The 1,958-nt window shown below is 49.9% G+C and carries 3 protein-coding genes; all 3 read right to left on the bottom strand.

Annotated features, from left to right (window positions below):
• Positions 1-111: 111 nt before the first annotated feature.
• On the bottom strand, positions 112-942 hold the full coding sequence (locus ACFPMF_RS27680; protein WP_379851369.1) for a terminase large subunit domain-containing protein: 831 nt from the start codon (positions 940-942) through the stop codon (positions 112-114).
• Positions 929-1,435, bottom strand: coding sequence for a hypothetical protein (locus ACFPMF_RS27675; RefSeq protein WP_379851367.1), 507 nt, complete (start codon positions 1,433-1,435; stop codon positions 929-931). The genes ACFPMF_RS27680 and ACFPMF_RS27675 overlap by 14 nt, the downstream gene beginning before the upstream one ends.
• 245 nt (positions 1,436-1,680) lie before the next feature.
• Positions 1,681-1,958: hypothetical protein (locus tag ACFPMF_RS27670; RefSeq protein WP_379851365.1), on the bottom strand; the 278-nt coding region annotated here is incomplete at its 5' end.

Below are 1,958 nucleotides of genomic sequence, written 5' to 3'. Positions count from 1 at the left end.
ATTTTCCTGCTGTTTGAGGATTTTGACAATTTGAGATTCGGTGAATCGCGTCTTTTTCATAGGAATCAGTTTAAAATTAGCATTTTTCTCTAATTCTAAACTGTCCGAATTTTAGGGACACTTACACGAAGGGCAGTGTTTATCAAATTCAAACGAGGGGTAGTAACAGTTGGGCAGTTTGGCGATGCGCTCATTTAAGACCTCGATCCGGAATTGCATCGGGGACAACAACTCCTCCTGGGTCTTTTTGTAATCGGGGTGCAGCATCGGGTTATCGTCACAATTGCCCTCCAGGAAGAAGTACTTTTTGGGGTCTTTCTTCATGAGCTCCTCCGTCAAAAAGACCCACTTCCCGCTTTCGTGCCAGGGATTGGAAGTAAAATCGTAGAGCGAATTGTGCATCCAGTTTCCGGCAAACCGCTGGGTGTTGGCCCGCATCAACATGGGCATCAGGATGGTTTTGACCCACTCGTCTTTGAAAAGCGCCGACTCATCGATCAGGCCCCCGTCGTAATTACCCCCCCGGTTTGAATCGGGCCGTTCAAAACTCAGCAGTTGAATACAAAAACCGGTAATGAACGAAATGGTGCGGTCCCAGGACTTGGGCGATTTGTAAGGCCGGGGCCAGTGATCCGGCGGAGCCTTGAACAGGACGTAGTGGCCCAAACCGGTTTTTTCGTCGTATTCGCGCCAGCCCATGCCCCGAAAGGCGTCGGCCATATCGACCAGCACGATGTTCAGGAGTTGGGCGAAAGTAAGACCGGCCAGAAAGAACTTGGCCCGGTGCATATAACGGGCGAAGTAGGCGATACAGACCAGCAGCAAAAAGGTCTTGCCGAATGCCCGGCCCGCCAGCAGGGTTTTGCGCTGGGCCTGGCTGGCCAGAAACAGTTTCTGCTTGGGAAAAACGTAGACTAGGTTGGCCTTTTCAGTCAACGACATCGTGCTCGGCATCTTCAATCTGGCGGGATATTTCGACGGCGGCAAGGTCGTCGGTGAAAATCAGGTTCGGTTTGGGCATAAACAGGCGGGGATCGATCTGCTGACCTTCTTTCTCGGTCATGCCCTGGAGTTTGGCGGCTTTGGCCAGCACGTTGGCGGCTGCTTCGTACTCACCTTCTTCATTGAGTTTATCGGCCAATTCCTCCAGACGGATCACATACACGGCTTTTTTGCCATCCCGGATGGCTTTGGTGGGGTTACCGCCGAAAATGGAAAGCGCATCGTTGACGATGTTATAGGACTGGCTCTGGGAGAGACAATAAGCGGACATGAGCAGCTTGACCACTTCTCGGCTGGACTCGCCATCGCAGAGCTGCGTGTAGGCGAAGTTGTACCTCTGCATGAGCAGTTGGTCCTTCTCGGCCAGCGGCACCTCCCGGTGCAGGTGGTCACGAAACCGCTCCAGGCGGTCTTCTTTGGGGATTAATTCCATTGAAACGAGTTTTAAAGCAAGTTTCCGGAAAGCCTCGGGGTGAAAAAGGACGCAAAATAGTATAGAACCGAAGAGCTACCTGTCCTAAAAATTGCTGACTGATTTAAAGACAGCCTGTAAATCAGTCAGCTAAATAGGTGAAGGTTTCTTTACCACATACTTGATTTTCACACAGCAAGACGTTTTATCATAAAGCGTCTCTTAAGAATGTTGCTAACCTCATTATGCCAGTGTCATGGGCTAGATCAATTTGTAGAAACGCATAACTTAAAGTTTATTCTAACATTCTCCGCCCAAGCAGAAACTCGGACAAAGTAGGTTGTGCCAACCTTCAGCCCCGTCAAAGCCTTCTGGTCCATGGTCATTTCTGCACACAGAATATTTCCTCCAGGTGCGTTATTGACCGCTTCAAATACCTGAACATTGCGGTAAGGGCTGTTGCCATGCGCATTTTGAATATCCGATATCTTCAGTAGATGTGCTGCCGCTGTTGCGGTAAACTTGAACCACACATCGTCGTCTT

This window comes from Larkinella bovis (assembly GCF_042655385.1).
GTDB lineage: Bacteria > Bacteroidota > Bacteroidia > Cytophagales > Spirosomataceae > Larkinella > Larkinella bovis.
This window is presented reverse-complemented; position numbering and strand designations above follow the sequence as displayed.

What these genes read in the sequence shown, in the direction of transcription:
- ACFPMF_RS27680 (WP_379851369.1), bottom strand. Translation starts at nt 942, where the DNA reads ATGTCGTTGACTGAAAAGGCCAACCTAGTCTACGTTTTTCCCAAGCAG.
- ACFPMF_RS27675 (WP_379851367.1), bottom strand. Translation starts at nt 1,435, where the DNA reads ATGGAATTAATCCCCAAAGAAGACCGCCTGGAGCGGTTTCGTGACCAC.